The 19,907-nt window shown below is 70.5% G+C and carries 18 protein-coding genes; 3 read left to right on the forward strand and 15 right to left on the reverse strand.

The annotated features are described in order from the left end of the window. Positions 1 to 22 precede the first annotated feature (22 nt). The 4 genes from P2424_RS03930 to P2424_RS03945 all read right to left on the reverse strand — a co-directional run bounded on the left by P2424_RS03930 (position 23) and on the right by P2424_RS03945 (position 4,406). Positions 23 to 397 (reverse strand): FKBP-type peptidyl-prolyl cis-trans isomerase, encoded by a 375-nt coding sequence (locus P2424_RS03930; RefSeq protein WP_276474398.1) that lies wholly within the window; start codon positions 395 to 397, stop codon positions 23 to 25. A 58-nt stretch (positions 398 to 455) separates the two neighbouring features. Further along, positions 456 to 1,442, reverse strand: coding sequence for an FKBP-type peptidyl-prolyl cis-trans isomerase (locus P2424_RS03935; protein WP_276474399.1), 987 nt, complete (start codon positions 1,440 to 1,442; stop codon positions 456 to 458). 186 nt (positions 1,443 to 1,628) lie between these two features. Next, the gene (gene pafA / locus P2424_RS03940) at positions 1,629 to 2,990 is read right to left on the reverse strand and encodes a Pup--protein ligase (RefSeq protein WP_019356392.1); all 1,362 of its coding nucleotides are present in this window, start codon (positions 2,988 to 2,990) and stop codon (positions 1,629 to 1,631) included. 9 nt (positions 2,991 to 2,999) lie between these two features. Further along, entirely contained in the window at positions 3,000 to 4,406 is a 1,407-nt protein-coding gene (locus P2424_RS03945; RefSeq protein ID WP_276474400.1) for an MFS transporter, read from the reverse strand. A gap of 86 nt (positions 4,407 to 4,492) precedes the next feature. Here P2424_RS03945 and P2424_RS03950 point away from each other — a divergent pair, with 86 nt between their 5' ends. Further along, the gene (locus P2424_RS03950; RefSeq protein ID WP_276474401.1) at positions 4,493 to 5,677 is read left to right on the forward strand and encodes a LacI family DNA-binding transcriptional regulator; all 1,185 of its coding nucleotides are present in this window, start codon (positions 4,493 to 4,495) and stop codon (positions 5,675 to 5,677) included. 80 nt (positions 5,678 to 5,757) lie between these two features. Here the strand turns inward: P2424_RS03950 and prcA are convergent, their stop codons facing one another. From prcA to P2424_RS03995, 9 genes are all read right to left on the reverse strand, one after another. Next, positions 5,758 to 6,522 carry a proteasome subunit alpha gene (prcA, locus tag P2424_RS03955; RefSeq protein ID WP_276474402.1) on the reverse strand — a complete coding sequence of 255 codons (765 nt, stop codon included), beginning with the start codon at positions 6,520 to 6,522 and terminating at the stop codon, positions 5,758 to 5,760. A 34-nt stretch (positions 6,523 to 6,556) separates the two neighbouring features. After that, on the reverse strand, positions 6,557 to 7,402 hold the full coding sequence (gene prcB / locus P2424_RS03960) for a proteasome subunit beta (RefSeq protein WP_276474403.1): 846 nt from the start codon (positions 7,400 to 7,402) through the stop codon (positions 6,557 to 6,559). After that, complete coding sequence (locus P2424_RS30945) at positions 7,354 to 7,785, reverse strand: endonuclease VII domain-containing protein (protein WP_346660061.1); 432 nt, start codon at positions 7,783 to 7,785, stop codon at positions 7,354 to 7,356. Before P2424_RS30945 ends, prcB begins: the two co-directional genes overlap by 49 nt. A gap of 194 nt (positions 7,786 to 7,979) precedes the next feature. Next, entirely contained in the window at positions 7,980 to 8,198 is a 219-nt protein-coding gene (locus P2424_RS03970; protein ID WP_019356397.1) for a ubiquitin-like protein Pup, read from the reverse strand. A gap of 145 nt (positions 8,199 to 8,343) precedes the next feature. Beyond that, a complete protein-coding gene (dop, locus tag P2424_RS03975; protein ID WP_276474404.1) occupies positions 8,344 to 9,855 on the reverse strand; it encodes a depupylase/deamidase Dop in 1,512 nt (503 codons plus the stop codon). Between the two features lie 230 nt (positions 9,856 to 10,085). Beyond that, positions 10,086 to 11,852, reverse strand: a complete 1,767-nt coding sequence (gene arc, locus P2424_RS03980; RefSeq protein ID WP_276474405.1) for a proteasome ATPase — start codon at positions 11,850 to 11,852, stop codon at positions 10,086 to 10,088. A 262-nt stretch (positions 11,853 to 12,114) separates the two neighbouring features. Further along, a complete protein-coding gene (locus tag P2424_RS03985; RefSeq protein ID WP_276474406.1) occupies positions 12,115 to 12,666 on the reverse strand; it encodes a hypothetical protein in 552 nt (183 codons plus the stop codon). 210 nt (positions 12,667 to 12,876) lie between these two features. Next, positions 12,877 to 13,782, reverse strand: coding sequence for a tRNA (adenine-N1)-methyltransferase (locus tag P2424_RS03990; RefSeq protein WP_276474407.1), 906 nt, complete (start codon positions 13,780 to 13,782; stop codon positions 12,877 to 12,879). Between the two features lie 50 nt (positions 13,783 to 13,832). Continuing rightward, entirely contained in the window at positions 13,833 to 15,119 is a 1,287-nt protein-coding gene (locus tag P2424_RS03995) for a site-2 protease family protein (RefSeq protein ID WP_276474408.1), read from the reverse strand. A 137-nt stretch (positions 15,120 to 15,256) separates the two neighbouring features. On the opposite strand from P2424_RS03995, the gene P2424_RS04000 reads away from it, so the two are divergent. Both P2424_RS04000 and P2424_RS04005 read left to right on the forward strand, forming a co-directional pair. Continuing rightward, positions 15,257 to 16,210 (forward strand): RecB family exonuclease, encoded by a 954-nt coding sequence (locus tag P2424_RS04000; protein ID WP_276474409.1) that lies wholly within the window; start codon positions 15,257 to 15,259, stop codon positions 16,208 to 16,210. A gap of 42 nt (positions 16,211 to 16,252) precedes the next feature. Beyond that, entirely contained in the window at positions 16,253 to 16,924 is a 672-nt protein-coding gene (locus tag P2424_RS04005) for a response regulator transcription factor (protein WP_019356404.1), read from the forward strand. A gap of 136 nt (positions 16,925 to 17,060) precedes the next feature. Here the strand turns inward: P2424_RS04005 and P2424_RS04010 are convergent, their stop codons facing one another. Both P2424_RS04010 and P2424_RS04015 read right to left on the reverse strand, forming a co-directional pair. Further along, complete coding sequence (locus P2424_RS04010; RefSeq protein WP_276474410.1) at positions 17,061 to 18,656, reverse strand: ABC transporter substrate-binding protein; 1,596 nt, start codon at positions 18,654 to 18,656, stop codon at positions 17,061 to 17,063. 401 nt (positions 18,657 to 19,057) lie between these two features. Further along, a complete protein-coding gene (locus tag P2424_RS04015; protein WP_276474411.1) occupies positions 19,058 to 19,759 on the reverse strand; it encodes an HAD family phosphatase in 702 nt (233 codons plus the stop codon). Positions 19,760 to 19,907: the final 148 nt, after the last annotated feature.

Here is a 19,907-nt window from a genome sequence, read left to right on the forward strand (position 1 = left end):
CCGTCGGATGTGCCGGGCGTCGTCAGACCGACACGAGGTCGCAGACGAAGATCAGCGTTTCGCCCGGCTTGATCCGTCCGCCGCCCGCGCCGCGCTCGCCGTAGGCGAGGTGCGCGGGAATGGTCAGCCGGCGGCGACCGCCGACCTTCATGCCCTGGACGCCCTTGTCCCAGCCGTCGATGACCTGGCCGGCACCGAGCTCGAACTGGAGCGGCTTGCCGCGGTTCCAGCTCGCGTCGAACTCCTCACCGGTGGAGAAGGAGACGCCCACGTAGTGCACGGAGACGTTGTCCCCGGCCTTGGCCTCCGGGCCGTCGCCCTCCCACAGGTCCTGGATCTCCAGGTCGGAGGGCGGCTCACCCTCGGGGAAGTCGACCTCGGGCTTGTCGATGCTCACGAAATTGCTCCTACGAACGTAACTGCGGGACAACCGCGCCAGTCTGCCACGGACCCGGTCACTTCACGTCGAGCACGTCCACCGAGAAGACGACCCCGTCCTTGAACTGCTTGCGCTGCTCCTTGGGGAACTCGTCCTGCGGCACCGAGATCACCACGCGGCTGCCCGCCTTGACGCCCTTGAGCCCTTCCTTCCAACCGGGGATCTGGGCGACGGGGATCTCCTGCGGCGCACCGTTCTGCGCCCAGGTGTCGTCCAGCTGCTTGCCGCCCTTCCACGCCTTTGCCGTGAAGTGGGTCAGGATCGTGCTGTCCGCACCGACCTCCTTGCCGCTGCCCTGCACGATGGTCTCGCTGACCAGCTTGTCCGGCGCCGCGTCCTTGCCCTCGGGCATCTTGATCGAGGGGGCCTTGTTCTTCTCGATCTTGGTGCTCACCTCGGGAAGCTGCGGGTTCTGCGGCTTGTCCACCGGCTTGCCGTCGATCTCGCTGGGCGCGATCTTCTCCAGGTCGACGACGAAGACCAGCGTGGAGTTGCCGGGGATCGTCGGCGGCTGCCCCTTCTTGCCGTACGCCTTGTCCGGCGGGGCGACGATCTCGACACGACTGCCGGTCTTCTTGCCGACCAGCGCCTCGTCCCAGCCCTTGATGACCTTGCCGGTACCGATCTGGAAGGTGGCGGGCGCCTTCCGCTTCCAACTGCTGTCGAACTCGTCGCCGTTCCACAGCTGGCCCACGTAGTGCGCACTGACGGCGTCGCCCTTGCGCACCTTCTGCCCGTCGCCGCTCTTGAGCACCTTCGTCTTCAGGTCGGAGGGCGGGTCGCCCTCCCCCTTGTCGATCTTGGGCTTCTTCCCCCAGGACCCGCTCACCGCCGGCGGGCTGCCCTTGGAGTCGGAGGAGCTGTCGTCACTCCCGCAGGCCGCCGCCGAGACGGCCAGCAGCGGAACGACCAGGAGAGCGGCGGTACGACGCGCGGCGCGCCCGCGCGGGGTCCGGAAGGCTCGCGGGGTTCGGGGGGTCGAGCCCCCGGAGAAATACAACATGAGTCCCACTCACGGGTATAGGGATGGTCCTGCGGAGATGACAGCCTACGACCCAGCAACGAGGGTGCCACCGCCCACGACACGGCACCGCACACCGGTGGTCAACGCACGCTGACACACGCCAGGGCGGCCCCGTCGCACGGGACCGCCCTCGGCGACACTCCCGGCCGCCGCACCGGGCAACCGTCACATGCCCGCGATCAGCTTCTCCACCCTCTCGTCCACCGACCTGAACGGGTCCTTGCACAGCACCGTGCGCTGCGCCTGGTCGTTCAGCTTGAGATGCACCCAGTCGACGGTGAAGTCCCGGCGCTGCTCCTGAGCCCTGCGGATGAAGTCGCCACGCAGCCGGGCGCGGGTGGTCTGCGGCGGCACCGACTTGCCCTCGAAAATCTTGACGTCGTCACAGATCCGGGCGGCCCGGCCGCTCCGCTCCAGCAGGTAGTAGAGGCCGCGGCGGCGGTGGATGTCGTGGTACGCGAGATCTATCTGCGCGATCCGCGGGTGCGACATGGTGATGTTGTTCTTGTTCCGGTACCGCTCGATGAGCTGGTACTTCATCACCCAGTCGATCTCAGTGTTGATCTTGTCCAGCTCCTGGGTGCGCACCGCCTCCAGGGCCCGCCCCCACAGCTCCAGCACCTGCTCGACCCGGCCGGTGCGGATACCGCGCCGGTCGCAGAAGTCCAGCGCCTTGTCGAAGTACTCCTGCTGGACCTCCAGCGCGGACGCCTCCCGGCCGCTGGCCAGCCGCACCTTGCGCTGGCCCGTGATGTCGTGGCTGACCTCCCGGATCGCCCGGATCGGGTTCTCCAGCGTCAGGTCCCGCATCACCGTGCCCGCTTCGATCATGCGCAGCACCAGATCGGTGGCGCCGACCTTGAGCAGCATCGTGGTCTCCGACATGTTGGAGTCGCCGACGATCACGTGCAGCCTGCGGTACCGCTCGGCGTCCGCGTGCGGCTCGTCCCGGGTGTTGATGATCGGTCGCGAGCGGGTGGTCGCCGAGCTGACGCCCTCCCAGATGTGCTCGGCACGCTGGCTGACGCAGTACACCGCGCCGCGCGGGGTCTGCAGCACCTTGCCCGCGCCGCACACCAGCTGCCGCGTCACCAGGAACGGGATGAGCACGTCCGCGAGCCGGGAGAACTCTCCGTGCCGGGCCACCAGATAGTTCTCGTGGCACCCGTAGGAGTTGCCGGCCGAGTCGGTGTTGTTCTTGAAGAGATAGACGTCGCCCGCGATCCCCTCCTCGTGCAGCCGGCGCTCGGCATCGACGAGGAGGCCCTCGAGAATGCGCTCACCCGACTTGTCGTGCGTGACCAGCTCGGTCACGTTGTCGCACTCCGGAGTGGCGTACTCCGGGTGCGAACCCACGTCCAGGTAGAGGCGCGCGCCGTTCCGCAGAAACACATTGCTGCTGCGGCCCCATGACACAACACGGCGGAAGAGGTACCGCGCCACCTCGTCGGGGGACAGCCGGCGCTGGCCCCGGAACGTACACGTGACGCCGTACTCGTTCTCCAGCCCGAAGATTCGGCGGTCCATGCCTGAACATTACGCCTGCGGGAAGGATCTGAAACCGGGTTCGCCGCAGCCGTTCCGATCAGTTTCCGCACCTGGCAGGCGCTCCGGGGGCGCGCCCGCGGTACCCGACTCCCCCGTCCGGGCCCGGCTGTGCGGGTCCGCGCCCAGCGGTGCCGCTGCGGGCACCGCGTCGGCCGGCTGCGCCGCCGCGGGGGCGGTGGGCGCCCCGCCGGACGCCACCGCACCGGCGGACGCCACCCCCTCCGGAGGCGCCAGGAACCGCCGCGCGGCCACGACGACGGCCAGCGCCGCCACCCCGCCGGCCCCGGCCAACGCGAAACCCGTCCCCGTGCCGCCCCGCTCGATGACCGGGCCGACCGCGGCCGTGCCCGCCGCGGCGCCCACCCCGAACGTCGTCACCAGCCAGGAGAACGCCTCGGTCACCGTCCCCGACGGAGCGTGCCGGTCCACCACCACGAAGGCGCACGCCAGGGACGGGGCCAGGAAGAGCCCGGAGAGCGCGCCCAGCACCACCATCACCGGAATGCCCGGCACCAGCGCCAGCGGCAGGTTGCCCAGCGCGAAGAGTCCGACCAGTACCCGCAGCCGCCCCTCGTGGCTGCCCGGCCAGCCGCGGGCGCCGTAGCCGATCCCGCCCACCAGCGCTCCCGCGCCCTGAGCCGCCAGCAGATAGGTGGAGACCAGCTTGTCGGAGTGGTCGTCGGCGTAGGAGACCGCGGCCAGCGCGAATGTCCCCAGCGCCAGCCCCACGAAGAAGAACGAGGCCAGCAGCACCTTCAGCCCCGGTGAGCGCAGCGCCCCCAGCCAGTGCGGCTTGCGCGGTGCGGAGCGCCACCGGCGGGACGGCGGTGAGATGACCACCGAGACGGCGCCCAGCAGCCCCAGGCCGTTGACCACGAGCAGCGCCGCCGCCTCGCTCCACCCGGCGACCAGCAGTGTCACCAGCAGTGGGCCCACCGCGAACATCACCTCCTGGGCGACCGCGTCCAGCGCGTAGGCGGTGTGCACCTGCTCCTCGCGCCGCAGCACGCCGGGCCACAGCGCCCGCAGCCCGCCTTCCAGCGGCGGGGTGAACAGGCCGAAGACCAGCACGCACCCGAGGGCGAGCGGCAGCGAGCCGATACCCGCCAGCGCCAGCGTGCCGGCGCCTGCGGCGGACGCCGCCGCGGCGGGCAGCATCACGCGCGGCTGCCCGAACAGGTCCACCAGCCGCCCCAGCAGCGGCTGCCCGAAGGCGGTGGCGAGCCCGTAGCCGGCCGACAGCGCCCCGGCGAGGGCCATGCTGCCGCCCTCGGCGCGGACGAACAGCGCGATGGCGATCGGCCCCGTGGCGTTCGGGAGCCTGCCCACCAGCGTCCCCGCCAGCAGTCGCATCGCGTGTCTGGCCCGCAGCAAATCGGCGTAACCGGTCGCCATCCGCCCCCACCCCTCCACTCAAGTTTTACGTATAACTGCCGCGCTATACGTACCATGCCCAGGCAGCAGCGGTGAAGGAGTTTTCCGTGCCAGGACAGCAGTCGGCAGCCGGCCGCGAGCGCGGCACCGGAGGGCGGCCCGCCGCGGACCGGCGCCGCGGCCGGAACCGGCCCACCGGGCACGACGTCGCCGGTGCGGCAGGCGTCTCACAGGCCACGGTCTCGCTGGTGCTCGGCGGTAAGTGGGAGGGCAGGGTGTCCGCCCGAACCGCCGAGGCCGTCCGGGCCGCAGCCCGCGAACTCGGCTACCGCCCCAACCTGGCAGCCCGCACCCTGCGCCTCGGCCGCACCCGCACCGCGCTCCTGGTGGTACCGGCGTTGACCAACGAGTTCTTCGCCACCGTGCACCGCGGGGCGGCCGAAGTCGCCGGCGCACACGACTTCGGCATCGTCCTCTACCCCTCCCCCGAGGGGGTCGACGCCGCCCCCGACCCCTTCGCCTCGGCCCGCACCGCACTCGACGGCGTCATCGCCTCCTCCATGGCCCCCGAGGCCCTCGCGGCACTGCGCGGCGAAGGACTGCCCGTGGTGATGCTGGACAGCGACGAGCGGACCTGCGACGCCACCGTCAACGTCGACCTCGCCGACGGCATGCGGCAGGTGGTGACCCACCTGCTCGGACTCGGCCACCGCAGGATCGCCCACATCGCCGCCGACGTGGACTCCTGGACCTTCGCGGAACGGGCGCGGGCGCTGCGCGCGGAGCTGACCGCGGGCGGCGCCGCCCTGGTGCGCACGGAGCGCGGGCCACTCTGCGTGCCGGGCGGGCTGGAGGCGGCGACCCGGGCGCTGACGGCACACCCGGGCGGCGCGACGGACGCGAGCGGCGCCCGTCGGCACGCCGCGAACGCGTCCGGGCCGGCAGACGAGAGCGCCGTCGACGGGCCGCCGACGGCACTGGTGTGCGACGACGATCTGCTGGCCGCCGGGGCGCTGAAGGCCGCGCGGCGGCTCGGACTGCGGGTGCCGGACGACGTCTCGGTGACCGGGTTCGACGACCTGGCCCTGGCGACCGCCGTGGAACCGGAGCTGACGACCGTCCGGTTGCCCGCCGAACGGGTGGGAGCCGCGGGCATGCGGACCCTGCTGGACATTCTGGAGGGGCGGGAGCCGGCACCCGTGCGGCTTCCGGTGCGGCTGGTGGAACGCGGATCCACCGGCCCCGCGCCCGCCCCGGACGTCGCGCGCCCGCCCCGGACCCGGTCGCGTTAGGCCCGCCCCCGCCCGCACGGCCCCGCTCCGCGCCGTGGTCACCCTTCCGGGCGGACCACGGCGCGGAACAGGGCCCGGGACTACTCCTCCTCGCCGCCCTCGGCCTCGGCCTCGCCCGTCGCCTTGCCGGTGGCCTCCGGGGCCGGGGTCTCCTCCAGGAGACGGGCCACCTGCCCCGCCGGGACACGCTTGAACTTGCGCCGCTGGGAGCGCTCGCGATCCAGGACGGCGACCTCCAGCTGCTCGGCGGTCAGCGTCCGCTCGCTGCCGTTGCTGTCCCGCTTGAGCGCCTCGACAGCGAGCTTGAGGGCCTCGCCCAGCGACATTCCCTCCCGGTGCCGCTGGTCCATGTAGCTGCCGATCTGGTCCGAGTTGCCGCCGACCGCGACCGAGCCGTGCTCGTCGACGATCGACCCGTCGTGCGGCAGCCGGTAGATCTGGTCGTCCTCGGGGGCGGCGCCCACCTCGGCGACGATCAGCTCGACCTCGTAGGGCTTCTCCGCGTTCGCCGAGAAGATCGTGCCCAGGGTCTGGGCATACACATTGGCCAGCCCGCGCGCTGTGACGTCCTGGCGGTCGTAGGTGTAGCCGCGCAGGTCGGCGTAGCGGACACCACCGATCCGCAGGTTCTCGAACTCGTTGTACTTGCCGACCGCGGCGAAGGCGATCCGGTCGTAGATCTCACTGACCTTGTGCAGCGCGCGGGAGGGGTTCTCGGCGACGAAGACGATGCCGTCCGCGTACTGCAAAACGACCACGCTGCGTCCGCGCGCGATGCCTTTGCGGGCGTACTCGGCGCGGTCCGCCATCGCCTGCTGGGGTGACACATAGAACGGCGTCGACACCGGCTATCCGTCCCTTCCTGTCCGAATGAGTGCTCTAGGAGACGGGGGCCTGCGGCCCGTTGGGCAACCGGAGGCGGCCGTCGTGCACCGTCTGCACCAGCCCGGAGACCTCCTCCTCGCCCAGCCTGCGGTATCCGTCCTCCGTGATGGTCACCACCACCGGGTAGATGCGGCGCGTCATGTCCGGACCACCGGTGGCCGAGTCGTCGTCGGCGGCGTCGTACAGCGCCTGCAGGACCACGGTGGCGGCCTGCTCCTGGGTCATCTCGTCCCGGTAGAGCTTCTTGAGCGAGCCGCGGGCGAAGACCGAGCCGGAGCCGACACCGGCGAAGCCCAGCTCTTCGGAGCGGCCACCCGTCACGTCGTAGGAGAAGATCCGGCCCGCACCGCGGTCCAGATCGAAGCCGGCGAACAGCGGCACCACGGCCAGCCCCTGCATCGCCATGCCCAGGTTGCCGCGGATCATCGTGGAGAGCCGGTTGGCCTTGCCCTCCAGCGAGAGGGTGGAGCCCTCCACCTTCTCGAAGTGTTCCAGCTCGAGCTGGAAGAGCTTCACCATCTCCACCGCCAGCCCCGCGGTTCCCGCGATTCCCACGGCGGAGTGCTCGTCGGCGGGAAAGACCTTCTCGATGTCCCGCTGCGCGATGACATTGCCCATCGTCGCCCGCCGGTCCCCGGCCAGCACCACACCGCCGGCGAACGTCGCGGCCACGATCGTGGTGCCGTGCGGCGCCTGTACGGCACCCTCCACGGGAGGCAGCGGCCGGCTTCCCGGCAACTGCTCCGGCGCGTGGTCGGACAGGAAATCCATGAACGACGACGACCCTGGCGTCAGGAAGGCAGCAGGTAGACGCCCGGTGCTACGAATTTCGGCTTCCACACGTTTCCTTCCACATAGGCAGCCGCACGCCGCATGACGTCCGGCCGATCCCTGAACTGCCCCAGTGCGGCATTGCAGCTGAAGCACAGTACGCCCCGGACCCTACCCGTCCCGTGATCGTGATCCACATGCTCAGGAACAGGCCTGGGACGGATCGGGCAGCGGCCGAACCGGCCGTCCGGCAGACTCCGGCGCTGCTCCACGGCCATACCGTGGGTGCGTTCGAGGTGTCCGGGCCGTCCGTCAATTGTCCGGCACTTCTTGCACCGAGTGGAGAGACCATCCGAAGCAGCCGCATTGCGGTGACATTCGCCGAACGACTTCACCTCCCCATATGAACGGCACAGTTTGGAACCAGTCGGCACCGGGGGGTACTTCAGCATTCGCCGCCCGCGCCGCTTCCGCCGGCCCCACCGCTTCGCGTACGCACGAGCGCACGGTCGGCAGCAGTCCTGCAAACCGTCGACCCGCCCCCGGTGACGCCCGAACGCCGCCGGGAACAGGCAACGCTCACAACGCGGACAGATCTTGGATTCCTCTTCCTTTACGAGGATCACCCTTCATCTTGAAGGGGATTTCATTGCCCGCCCTTTTGAACAAAGGAACGCACAAAGTCTTCCGCGTTCTCCTCGAGCACGTCGTCGATTTCGTCCAGTACCGAGTCCACGTCGTCGGAGAGTGCCTCCTGGCGCTCCTTGAGGTCCTCGGAGACCTGTGCGTCCTGGGTCTCCTCCTCGGTCTCCTCGGTGTGACGCGTGGACTTCTGCTGTCCGCCGCCGCTGTCCTTGGTCGCCATATCCCTCACCCCGCTCGGTTCGGTGGTGTACGCGGAACGTACAAGATCAGACCCTACAAGCCCGGACCGGCTTCGGCTCCTTCGTTGTGACAACGTCCGGCAACCACCTCGATGATTCCCGGACCGGGCACCGAATAGCCACGATTCAGCCGCCCGAAAGCACCTTCACCAGCTCTTCCGCGGTGCGGCAGCGGTCCAGCAGCTCCTTGACGTGGTTACGGGTGCCCCGCAGCGGCTCCAGGGTAGGCACCCGCTGCAGAGAGTCACGGCCGGGGAGGTCGAAGATGACCGAGTCCCAGGAGGCCGCGGCCACATCGTCGGCGTACTGCTCCAGACAGCGGCCGCGGAAGTAGGCCCGGGTGTCCTCAGGGGGCTTGAAGGCGGCCTCCTTGACCTCCTCCTCGGACAGCAGGCGCTGCATGCTCCCGCGGGACACCAGGCGGTTGTAGAGGCCCTTGTCGGGGCGCACGTCCGCGTACTGGAGATCCACGAGATGCAGCCGGGGCGCGTCCCAGTCGAGGCTGTCGCGCCGCCGGTAGCCCTCCATCAGCTCCCGCTTGGCGACCCAGTCCAGCTCGCCGGCCAGGCTCATCGGGTCCCGCTCGAGCCGCCCGAGCACGTCCTCCCAGCGGGCCAGCACATCGCGGGTCTGCTCGTCCGCGTCGGTGCCCCAGCGCTCCTCGACGTACTTGCGGGCCAGCTCGTAGTACTCCATCTGGAGCTGCACCGCGGTCAGCGTCCGGCCGTTGCGGAGAGTGATCAGTCGCTCGAGTGTCGGATCGTGCGAGACCTGGTGCAGGGTGCGGACGGGCTGGTCGACGGCGAGGTCCACGGCGATGAACCCGTCCTCGACCATGGACAGCACCAGGGAGGTCATGCCCAGCTTGAGGTAGGTGGAGATCTCCGAGAGGTTGGCGTCCCCGATGATCACATGCAGCCGCCGGTACTTCTCCGCGTCGGCGTGCGGCTCGTCCCGGGTGTTGATGATCGGCCGCTTGAGTGTCGTCTCCAGCCCGACCTCGACCTCGAAGTAGTCGGCGCGCTGGCTGAGCTGGAAGCCGTGCTCGCTGCCGTCCTGGCCCAGCCCCACCCGTCCCGCACCGCACACGACCTGCCGGGACACGAAGAAGGGCGTCAGATGGCGGACGATCTCCGAGAACGGGGTCTCCCGCTTCATCAGGTAGTTCTCGTGCGTGCCGTAGGAGGCGCCCTTGTTGTCGGTGTTGTTCTTGTAGAGGTGGATCGGATGGGTCCCGGGAACCTCGGCCGCCCGCTCGGCGGCCTCCGCCATCACCCGCTCGCCCGCCTTGTCCCACAGCACCGCGTCCCGCGGGTTGGTGACCTCGGGAGCGCTGTACTCGGGGTGGGCGTGGTCGACGTAGAGGCGGGCGCCGTTGGTGAGGATGACGTTGGCCAGCCCGATGTCCTCGTCCGTGAGCTGGCTGGCGTCGGCCGACTCGCGGGCCAGGTCGAAGCCGCGGGCGTCCCGCAGCGGGTTCTCCTCCTCGAAGTCCCAGCGGGCGCGCCGCGCCCGGTGCATCGCCGCCGCGTAGGCGTTGACGACCTGGGACGAGGTGAGCATGGCATTGGCGTTGGGGTGCCCGGGCACGGAAATGCCGTACTCGGTCTCGATGCCCATTACGCGCCGTACGGTCATGCTTCCCTCCTTGCCTGACGGCGGCCCGCCGGTGGACAGCCGTTCAAGTCCCGCTGCGCATCCGTCCCGTGTGCGGCCCCCTCCTGCGCACTGCGCGTCGCGGCGGTGGGCAAAGCCTATGCCGCACGGAGAGGAGTGGGGAGATCACTCTGCGGACTTCCTGGTCGCTGCGGGAAACAATCCGGCTGCGGGTACCCCGGGCGGGGACCCGCAGCCGGAACCGGATCTCGCTACAGGTACTGACCGGTATTGGCGACGGTGTCGATGGACCGGCCGGTGTCCGCGCCCTGCTTGCCGGTGACGAGGGTGCGGATGTAGACGATCCGCTCCCCCTTCTTGCCGGAGATGCGGGCCCAGTCGTCCGGGTTGGTGGTGTTTGGCAGGTCCTCGTTCTCCTTGAACTCGTCCACACAGGCCGACAGGAGATGGGAGACGCGCAGGCCCTTCTGGTTGTGGTCCAGATACGCCTTGATCGCCATCTTCTTGGCCCGGCCGACGATGTTCTCGATCATCGCGCCGGAGTTGAAGTCCTTGAAGTACAGGACCTCCTTGTCACCGTTGGCATAGGTGACCTCGAGGAAGCGGTTCTCCTCCGACTCCGCGTACATCTGCTCCACGACCGACTGGATCATCGCGGCGCAGGCGGCCTCCACGTTGCCGCCGTGCTCCGCGACGTCGTCCGCGTGGAGCGGCAGGTTCGAGGTGAGGTACTTGGAGAAGATGTCCTTGGCGGCCTCGGCGTCCGGACGCTCGATCTTGATCTTCACGTCCAGCCGGCCGGGGCGCAGGATCGCCGGGTCGATCATGTCCTCGCGGTTCGAGGCGCCGATGACGATGACGTTCTCCAGCCCCTCCACGCCGTCGATCTCGGAGAGGAGCTGCGGGACGATGGTGTTCTCCACGTCCGAGCTCACCCCCGAGCCGCGGGTGCGGAAGAGGGAGTCCATCTCGTCGAAGAAGACGATGACGGGGGTGCCCTCGCCGGCCTTCTCCCGGGCCCGCTGGAAGACGAGGCGGATGTGCCGCTCCGTCTCGCCCACGTACTTGTTGAGCAGCTCGGGGCCCTTGATGTTGAGGAAGTAGCTCTTGCCCTGGGGTTTGCCCGTCACCTCGGCGACCTTCTTGGCCAGGGAATTGGCCACCGCCTTGGCGATGAGCGTCTTGCCGCAGCCGGGCGGTCCGTAGAGCAGGACGCCCTTGGGCGGACGCAGTTCGTGCTCGCGGAAGAGGTCCGGGTACAGGTAGGGGAGCTCGACCGCGTCCCTGATCTGCTCGATCTGGCCGCCGAGGCCACCGATCTTGGTGTAGTCGATGTCCGGGACCTCTTCGAGGACCAGTTCCTCGACCTCGCTCTTGGGCACGACCTCGAAGACGTAGCCGGAGCGGCTCTCCAGCAGCAGAGCGTCGCCGGCCCGCAGCGTGGCGTTCAGCAGCGGCTCGGCGAGGCGCACCACGCGCTCCTCGTCCGTGTGGCCGACGACCAGGGCGCGCTCTCCGTCTTCCAGGACTTCCTTCAGGGTGACGATGTCACCCGCGCGCTCGAACTCCATGGCCTCGACCACGTTGAGCGCCTCGTTCAGCATGAGCTCCTGGCCGCGCCGGAGCGACTGGAGGTCGACGCTCGGGCTGACGTTCACCCGCAGCTTGCGGCCGCCGGTGAAGATGTCGGCCGTGTCGTCCTCGTTGGCCTGCAGGAAGACGCCGAAGCCCGCGGGTGGCTGGGCGAGCCGGTCGACCTCTTCCTTGAGGGCCACGATCTGGTCACGCGCCTCGCGGAGCGTGGTGGAGAGCCGCTCGTTCTGGGCGGACACGCCGGCCAGGTTGGTCTGCAGCTCGACGATCCGCTCCTCGAGAATACGAGTGTGCCGCGGAGAGTCGGCGAGCTTGCGGCGCAGGACGGCGATCTCCTGCTCAAGGTAGGCGACCTGGCCGGACGGGTCTTCGGAACCCCGACCGGGCCGGGCGCCGCGGTTGGTGTCGTCGTCGTGGGCTGCCACGGTCCTCACCTCCTCCAGGGGGAGCTGGACGCTTCGACCCTACCTGGGCCGGTGCGGGTTGAAACCCCTAGATCACAAAGACGGTCGGGGTGTGTCCGATCTTCACCCTTGCGCACTCCCTCAGGACTGGGAATACCCACCCACAACCATCTGAAAGCGACCGGTTGCGGTGTCGAGACGTTCAACACCCGTCCAGCGCGGCGCTGTTTCGGCTCGAGCGGGGTTCGAGGCGGCGGCCCCGGCCGACGGTGCGGAGGGCCCCTCAGACGCGGACGCCGCCGCCCGCCACGGGGCCGGGGCGGAGGGCGAACTTCCCCTCGTCCCATTCCCACTTGACCTTGCGGTGCCGGTCGGGGCAGCAGCGCGGCACCTCGGCGGAGGAGTAGCCGAGGAGGGTGGCGGAGACGGTGGTGCCGCGCACTCCCAGGTCCTGGACCGACATGCCTTCCCGCTGCTCGACGAGGGTGGCGGCGAGCCGCGGGGACCGGTCGGCGGTGGAGCCGGCGAGTACGTAGACGGCGCTGGGCGGGGTGCCTCCGTGTGCGCGGCAGCGGACCACGGCGACGGTCTCGGTGGCGCCGTCGGCGTCGAAGTCGGCGGAGGCGCTGTCCAGCACCTCGGGCTTCGTCGCGCCCCGGCCGCAGTCCAGCGGGTAGTGGGCGCGGGCCGGGTCGGGTGCCCGGTCGGTGCCGGCGGGGGCGGGGGTGGCGGTCGCGGGTCGCAGGAGCGCCGTGCCGCCGAGGACCGCGGCGAGCGCTGCGGCGGTGGCGAGCCAGTGGGCCGTGCGGGTACGGGTGTGCGGCAGTTCCGTCACTCGGGGTGACTCCTGGGGCGGTGCGAGGCGGACGCGGGGAGGACGCGTAGAGGAGGTGTCTCGCATGGTGCCACAGGTCACACTGTCGCGGAACGGCTGGGTCCCCTTCATCCTGCCGCGCCGCTCAACGCGGCTGCCCCGCACCCGGGTTCGGTCCGGGTGCGGGGCAGCGGGCGTGTCGCGGGGGGCCGCCGGAGTGGCGGGCGGGGGCTAGGAGGTGCGGCCGCCGGACTGGCTGCCGGGGCCGGTGTAGTCCTCACCGTAGGCGCCCTTGGCGGGGCGGCGGCGGCGCAGCGGGGGTTCGACCCCGTCGGCCAGTCGGCGGGCGGTGAGCAGGAAGCCGGTGTGGCCGATCATGCGGTGGTCGGGCCGGACGGCGAGGCCCTCGATGTGCCAGTTGCGCACCATCGTCTCCCACGCCTGGGGTTCGTTGAAGGTGCCGAATTCGCGGATGGACTCGACCATCCGCGCCATCTGCGTGGTGGTGGCGACGTAGGCGCACAGGATGCCGCCGGGCACCAGGGCCTTGGACACGGCCTCGAGGCACTCCCAGGGGGCGAGCATGTCGAGGATGACCCGGTCCACGTCGGCGTCGGCGAGGTTGTCCTGGAGATCGCCGACGGTCAGCGTCCAGGCGGGGTGGGGGCTGCCGAAGTAGCGCTCGACGTTCTGCCGGGCGATCTCGGCGAAGTCGGCTCGCCGCTCGTATGAGTGGAGCATCCCCTGGTCGCCGATGGCGCGGAGCAGGAAGGTGCTCAGCGAGCCGGAGCCGACTCCCGCCTCGACGATGCGGGCGCCGGGGAAGATGTCGGCCATGGCGAGCACCTGGCCGGCGTCCTTGGGGTAGACGACGGCGGCTCCCCGGGGCATGGACAGGACATAGTCGGGGAGCAGGGGGCGCAGCGCGAGGTAGGCGACGTTTCCGGTGGTACGGACGACACTCCCCTCGGGCGCACCGATCAGCTCGTCGTGGGGAAAGGCTCCCTTGTGGGTGTGGAAGCTCTTCCCCTCTTCGAGGGTGATCGTGTAGTGGCGTCCCTTGGGGTCGGTGAGCTGGACCTGGTCCCCGACCTTGAAGGGCCCGCGACGGCGGGCGGCACCGGTCGGTTCGGACATGCCCACAGCCTAGCCGGTCCGCGGAGTGCGGCCGGGGGGAGGGCTGGGGGTCAGCCGGGCGGTCCGGCCGCGGTGTGGTCGGGGCGCTTGGACATGGCCTCCACGAAGGCGCGCTCGACGTCGGCGGTGGAGAGCACGCCGTAGATCTCGCCGGTCTCCTCCACGACCAGGTACTCGGTGGCCGGGGTGGCGCGGAGCCATTCCAGCAGGTCTTCGCCGGCGAGCTCGGCGGGGACCCGCATGCCCTCCTTGAGGTCCTGCGCGAGGGTGCTGACCGCGACCCAGGGGCGGCGGTGCTCGGGGACGGAGCCGATGGCGGCCTCCCGCACCAGGGCGAGCGGGTCGCCCCGGCCGCCGACGACGACCAGGGCGCGGGCGCCGGCGTCGTTGGCGCGGCGGAGGGCCTCGGAGAGCGGGGTGTCGGTCTCGACGGGGACGGCCCGCCGGGTGAGGGTGCGGGCGCGGAGCCGGGGGAGGCGCTCGCGCAGCCGGGCCATCCGCAGGCTGTTGCCGGCTCCGGTCCAGATGATGGCGGCGAGGATGGCGGCCAGCAGCGCGTCGGTGAGGGAGTCGAGGCCGCTGACGCTGCCCCGGGACAGGCCGCCCGCGTGGGTGGCCAGCGGCAGGCCGATCAGGACGGTGACGGCGAGTGCGCGGCCGACCCATGCGGCGGCGACGGTGCCGGTCATCGGCTTGCCGCTGATCTTCCAGACGACGGCTCGCAGCATCCGGCCGCCGTCCAGGGGGAGGCCGGGCAGCAGGTTGAAGACGGCGACCAGGAGGTTGGAGATCATCAGGCCGGCCAGCAGTACGCCGGGCACGGTGCGGGGCTCCACGGCGCGCATCGCGGCGTAGAAGACGCCGGCCAGCACGAGGGAGAGCAGGGGTCCCACGAAGGCGAGGACGAATTCCCGGCCGGGGGTCTCGGATTCCTTCTCGATCTCCGAGACGCCGCCGAAGAACTGGAGCTGGATGCGGCGGACGGGGAGCTTGAAGCGGAGTGCGGCGACGGTGTGGGCGAGCTCGTGGACCAGGACCGACGTGTAGAAGGCGACCGCGAAGAAGAGCGCGATCAGGTAGCGCACGGCGCCGAGCTGGGGCAGCACCCGGTCGAGCTGGCCGCCGAAGACCCAGGTGATCAGGATGGCGACGAGGAACCAGGAGGGGGCGACGTAGACGGGGACACCGAAGGGGCGGCCCATCAGGATGCCGCCGCCCGGCGCATCGGGGCGCACAGGTGTGCGAGGGAGCGCCCGGCGGGACTCCGGCCCCTCGGGACCGCTCCCCTCGCCGGAGCCGCCGTACCGCGGCTTCCCGTCGTTGTCCTCGTCCGCCACGGGTTCCCCTCTGCTGCTTCCCTCGCCCCGCGCCTGCGGCTGCCGCAGCGTTCTCGGTGCGGCGGTCATCCGGCGCGAGGGGTCTGCCGTCGATGGTAAGTGTCCGGTGTCGGTGGTGGGCCGTAGGGTCGTACCCCATGAGAACCAGCGCGGCCACACCGCCGACCTCGCTGTCGCCCTCCCGGGCGGGGGACTTCATGCAGTGCCCGCTGCTCTACCGCTTCCGGGTGATCGACAAACTGCCGGAGAAGCCTTCCGCCGCCGCCACCCGGGGGACAGTGGTGCACGCGGTGCTGGAGCGGCTCTTCGACGCCCCGGCGCCGGAGCGCAGCGCGCGGCGGGCCCGCTCCCTGGTGCCCGGAGAGTGGGAGCGGCTGCTGGCCAAGCGGCCCGAGCTGGCCGAGCTGTTCGCTGAGGACACCTCCGACGGGGCCCGGTTGGCGGAGTGGCTGACCGAGGTCGAGTCGCTGGTGGAGCGGTGGTTCACGCTGGAGGACCCCACCCGGTTGGAGCCCGCCGAGCGGGAGCTGTTCGTGGAGGCCCGGCTGGATTCGGGGCTGCGGCTGCGCGGGATCATCGACCGGGTGGACGTGGCGCCCACCGGCGAGGTGCGGATCGTCGACTACAAGACGGGCAAGGCGCCGCGCCCGGAGTACGCGGAGGGCCCGCTGTTCCAGATGAAGTTCTACGCCCTGGTGCTGTGGCGGCTGCGCGGCGTGGTGCCGCGGCGGCTGCAGCTGGTCTTCCTGGGCAGCGGCGACGTGCTGACCTACGACCCGGGCGAGAGCGATCTGCAGGCCACCGAGCGCAAGCTGCTGGCGCTGTGGGACGCGATCGGACGGGCGACGGAGACGGGCGACTGGCGGCCGCGGCCGAGCAAGCTGTGCGGCTGGTGCGACCATCAGGCGCACTGCCCGGAGTTCGGCGGCACTCCCCCGCCCTATCCGCTGACGATCCAGCCTCGGCTGCCGGAGCCCCGCCCGTCCGCCGAGGAGGGCGGCGCCGACGGGCCGGCGCCCGTCGGCGGTGCGGCGCCCGGCCCGGGCGGGATGGAGGCCGCGGGGCCTGCGGAGGGGCCGCGGGACGGCTGAGCGAGAATGGGGCGACCGCTGCCGTCCTGTTGAGGAGTTCCTGTGGCAATCCGCGTACTGCTGGTCGACGACCAGCCGCTGCTGCGTACCGGCTTCCGGATGATTCTGGAGGCCGAGCAGGACATAGCGGTGGTCGGTGAGGCAGGGGACGGTCTGCAGGCGCTGGACCAGGTACGGGCCCTGCAGCCGGATGTGGTCCTGATGGACATCCGGATGCCCCGGATGGACGGGGTGGAGGCCACCCGCCGGATCACCGGACCGGCCAAGGACGGCCCGGCGAAAGTTCTGGTGCTCACCACCTTCGACCTGGACGAGTACGTGGTGGAGGCGCTGCGGGCCGGTGCCAGCGGATTCCTCCTGAAGGACGCACCCGCCGGTGAGCTGGTGCAGGCCATCCGGGTGGTGGCGGCGGGAGAGGCGATGCTGGCGCCGAGCATCACCCGCCGGCTGCTGGACAAGTACGCGGGGAAGCTGCCCTCGGGCGAGGAGCCGGTGCCGGACACCCTGCACCAGTTGACCGAGCGCGAGGTGGAGGTGCTGAAGCTGGTGGCGCGGGGACTGTCGAACGCGGAGATCGCGGCGGATCTGTTCGTGAGCGAGACGACGGTCAAGACGCATGTCGGCCATGTGCTCACCAAGCTGGGGCTGCGGGACCGGGTGCAGGCCGCGGTGTACGCCTACGAGAGCGGTCTGGTCCGCCCCGGGTCGGCCTGACGGCCGCGCCGGGGTTCCGCGCCCGGCCCGAGCGGCCGGGCGCGGGCAGCGGCGCTCCGGCGGGGTCCGGCGGCCCACCGCCCGTGCCGCCGTGCGCCCGTGCCGCCGCGCTCCCGGCTGCCGGGGGCGGTCGGGGTCAGGAGTCGCGGCCGCGGCCCAGCTCCCACAGCTGGAGCACGGAGGAGGAGTTGAGGGCCCATTCGACGCCGGTGATGTCGTCGCGGGCCGCGAGGTACTGCTTGCCCTGCCAGAGCGGGAGCAGCGGCACGTCCTTGGCGACGATGTCCTGGACACGGCCGAAGGTGGCGGTGGTGGCGGAGCGTTCGGTCTGGCGGCGGCTCCTGGGCACGAGCTTGTCGCGGATCTCGTGGTTGGTGTAGGGCGAGCCGAGGAAGTTGTCCTTCTCGAAGAAGGGGGCGACGAAATTGTCGGCGTCCGGGAAGTCCGGGTACCAGCCGTAGCCCCACACCTGGTACTTGCCGTTCGTCGCCGCGGGGCGGAAGGTGTCCCACTTGACGCCCTTAGTCCGCACGTCGAACAGTCCGCTGCTGTTGAGCTGCTTCTTGAGGACGGCGAACTCGTCGGCTGTGGCGCCGCCGTAGTGGTCGGTGGTGTAGGTGAGGGTGAGCTTGACGGGCTTGTCGATGCCCGCGTCGCGCAGGGTTCGTTCGGCCGCGGCCTTGCTGGGTTCGCCGTAGGCGCTGAAGAACGAGTTCCGGTGCGCCGGGAGTCCGGCGGGCACGATGCTGTAGAGCGGCTCGGTGCTGCGGTCGTAGGCGTCCCGCACGATCTTCTTGCGGTCGACGAGCTGGGCCATGGCCTTGCGGACGGCCTTCTTGCCCGCGGTCCGGTCGTCGGTGTCGAAGGCGAGGTAGCGGATCTCCTGGCCGGGCTGCTCGACGAGTTCGACACCCTTGTCCCGGGCGTCGTCGAGCCGGCCGACCTGGTCGGGCGAGATGGTCCGGCCCATGACATCGATGTCGCCGGCCTTGAGGGCCTTCTCCATGCCTTGTGCGGCGTCGAAGAAGCGCATCTCGATCCGGCTGTTCTGCAGCTTCAGGTTCCCGCTGTAGTGCGGGTTCTTCGCCAGCACGGCCGACTCGGCGTCGATGTGCTCGAGCGCGTAGGGACCCGAACCGACCAGCGCGTCGCCCTTGGTGAGGGCGTCGGCCGGGTAGGTCCGGCTGTCCACGATGGCGGCGGCCGGGGTGGTCAGCTTGTACGGGAAGGTCGCGTCGGGCCGCTTGAGGTGGAAGACGACGTGGCTCTTGCCGTCGGCCTCGACGCGGTCGAGGTTGCTGAAGAGAACGGCGGGGCCGCCCTTGTGGTTGATGCGCTTCACCCGCCGCAGTGAGAACTCGACGTCCTCGGCGTCCAGTGTGTGCCCGTTGGAGAACGTCTGACCCTTGCGCATCGTGCAGCGGTAGACCTTGTTCGCCGCGTCGGTGAAGCCGCACTTGGCGGCGGCGTCCATCACCGGCGAGGTGCCGGTGCGCGGGAAGCGCAGCAGCGTCTGGAAGGTGTTGCGCATGACGCCCCAGGCCGCGACGTCGTAGGCCGCCGCGGGGTCGAAGGGGGCCGGCGCGTCCTTGCCGACCGCGAAGTGGTCCGTCGTGCCGACGACGATGCCGTCGCCGCCTGCGCTCCCGCCCTTCTCGGACCCGCATCCGGCGAGCAGCGGCGTGAGCATTCCCGCGGCAAGCACGGGCAGCACCACAGTTTTACGGTTCATGGTCGACGATCTCCTCGGCCGGCCGGGGTTTGCTGCAGGGAGGAATGGCCGGTACACCGACATTAATCGTCCGCTCCGGCAACTTTCGAAGCGCAGCCCGCGGAAGGGGTTTCACGCACCGGAACCAGCACCTTCCTGTCCGCTATCCGAACGCTGGAACTTTTTCCGCGTCACTCCATCAATACGGACACAAGGGAAGGACATTTTCCCCTCTCGCCCCAGCGGCACCACAGCCTCGACCGCGGGTCGAGGGGTTCACGCGTGATGAACGTCACTGGACCAATCTGCGCACCGGACACCGGAGTTCGACATTCTGCAGAGTCCGGGGCCATGGATTCCGCAGGCGCGCGGGGGCACATTCTCCACCCGGTACGGAATGGTGCTGCCGCGGAATGATCGACTCAGCGCGCGACCATGATCCGCGAACGGAGGAATTCGAGATCGACTTCTTCGAGGGAACTCACAATGCTGCGACCGGACTTGGGCTCGATCGGCGCGATGGACGGCACGGCCACCACATGGCAGCCGGCGGCCTCCGCCGCGGCGACCCCCGTCGCGGTGTCCTCCAGCACCGCACAGCGCCCGGGGTCGGCCCCCAGCCGGCGCGCGGCGGTCAGATACGGGTCGGGGTGCGGCTTGGTCCGGGCCAGCTCGTCCCCGGCGACCGTGAAGGCGAAGTGCTCGTGCCCGATCCAGGTGAGCATCCGGTCCACGACCCTGCGGTGCGAGGCGGAGACCAGCGCCGCGGGGATCCGGTGCGCGGACAGCTCCGCGAGGAGTCTGCGAGCACCGGGCATCAGCGGGACGCCGCGCTCCAGCCGCTCGGTGAACCTGGCGTTCAGCAGCACACTGAGCTCCTCCAGGCCGATGTCGGCGGCGGTCGCCTCGATCAGGAAGCCGGCGCTGCGCGACATGGGACCGCCGACGACGACGCTGCGCCACTCCTCGCGCAGCTCGTGCCCCAGCTCGGCGAAGACCGCGACCTCCGCGTCCCACCAGAAGTCCTCGGTGTCGACCAGGGTGCCGTCCATGTCCAGCAGTACGGCCTGCAGCTCGGGCTCCTCACCCGTGAGCGTGGTGACAGCGGGGGATGGACCGGCCATCCGCGAACACCTCCCGAAAGCGACGACTGCACAGACGACTGCACAAGGGACGACAAGGCCGGCCGTCCCCTCCGCCGGAACCCCGGAGGGCTCCGGATTCCGGCGGAAGCGGACGACCGGCCTGTACCGGACCGGTCAGTATATGACC

The organism is Streptomyces sp. WMMB303 (genome assembly GCF_029351045.1).
Classification (GTDB): domain Bacteria; phylum Actinomycetota; class Actinomycetes; order Streptomycetales; family Streptomycetaceae; genus Streptomyces.

Coding starts and splice junctions, on each gene's coding strand:
- P2424_RS03935 (WP_276474399.1), bottom strand. CDS start 1,442: ATGTTGTATTTCTCCGGGGGCTCGACCCCCCGAACCCCGCGAGCCTTC.
- pafA (WP_019356392.1), bottom strand. CDS start 2,990: ATGGACCGCCGAATCTTCGGGCTGGAGAACGAGTACGGCGTCACGTGT.
- P2424_RS03945 (WP_276474400.1), bottom strand. CDS start 4,406: ATGGCGACCGGTTACGCCGATTTGCTGCGGGCCAGACACGCGATGCGA.
- P2424_RS30945 (WP_346660061.1), bottom strand. CDS start 7,785: ATGCTGAAGTACCCCCCGGTGCCGACTGGTTCCAAACTGTGCCGTTCA.
- P2424_RS03970 (WP_019356397.1), bottom strand. CDS start 8,198: ATGGCGACCAAGGACAGCGGCGGCGGACAGCAGAAGTCCACGCGTCAC.
- dop (WP_276474404.1), bottom strand. CDS start 9,855: ATGACCGTACGGCGCGTAATGGGCATCGAGACCGAGTACGGCATTTCC.
- P2424_RS03990 (WP_276474407.1), bottom strand. CDS start 13,782: ATGTCCGAACCGACCGGTGCCGCCCGCCGTCGCGGGCCCTTCAAGGTC.
- P2424_RS04000 (WP_276474409.1), top strand. CDS start 15,257: ATGAGAACCAGCGCGGCCACACCGCCGACCTCGCTGTCGCCCTCCCGG.
- P2424_RS04010 (WP_276474410.1), bottom strand. CDS start 18,656: ATGAACCGTAAAACTGTGGTGCTGCCCGTGCTTGCCGCGGGAATGCTC.
- P2424_RS04015 (WP_276474411.1), bottom strand. CDS start 19,759: ATGGCCGGTCCATCCCCCGCTGTCACCACGCTCACGGGTGAGGAGCCC.